The sequence below is a fragment of the Bradyrhizobium sp. STM 3809 genome (assembly GCF_000239795.1).
Lineage (GTDB): Bacteria > Pseudomonadota > Alphaproteobacteria > Rhizobiales > Xanthobacteraceae > Bradyrhizobium.
The window spans coordinates 1-564 of record NZ_CAFJ01000704.1 but is presented as its reverse complement, the minus strand read 5'-3'; the positions used below and the strand labels follow the sequence as shown (position 1 = coordinate 564).

General features: G+C 70.2%; 1 pseudogene. It reads left to right on the top strand.

The annotated features are described in order from the left end of the window. A pseudogene (locus BRAS3809_RS30830) lies at positions 1–201 on the top strand (hypothetical protein); the annotation flags it as partial. Between the last annotated feature and the right edge of the window lie 363 nt (positions 202–564).

Genomic DNA, 564 nt, shown 5'->3' with positions numbered 1-564 from the left:
CATCTCGCCCGCTTCCGCCAGGTCGACACCAACAAGCCGACCGAGCACCACGACGCGCTCGAATTTTCCAACGGCCGCGTCGTCAAGGTCACCGACCTCGCCACCGGCCAGCGCGCCCGCGTGCTGCAGATGCCGGCCGATCCGGCGACCAAGCGCACCGCGACCCCGGTGACGATCGAACTGCGGGCGACGCAGCTCTGACGCCCTCGAGCAGGGCGGCGACGGCGCCGCACCGGCGCTGCCGTCGCCCGCTGTCGAGCGATGAACTCCATGCCCTCGACCGTCCGAACTTGATGGACGGCGGCGTCGTGAAGATGCGATCGGCATGCGCGCTCGCGATCCCGCGGCACGACGTGCCCGGGTGATACGGCCGTCAGCCCTCGTCAAACGAGAGGGCGCGGGGAAGGCCGGGTGCTGACCGCGGCCCATGGCCCGCCTGCAGAGAAGAAAGCAGGCGGCAGTCACCACAGGTCGGGCCACCAAACGGCCTCCCCCGCGCAATGGTTTTACGGTGTCCTTCGTGCTCTCCCTGGGGATCGGCGTTCTTGCCCCCATCGCCCGGGC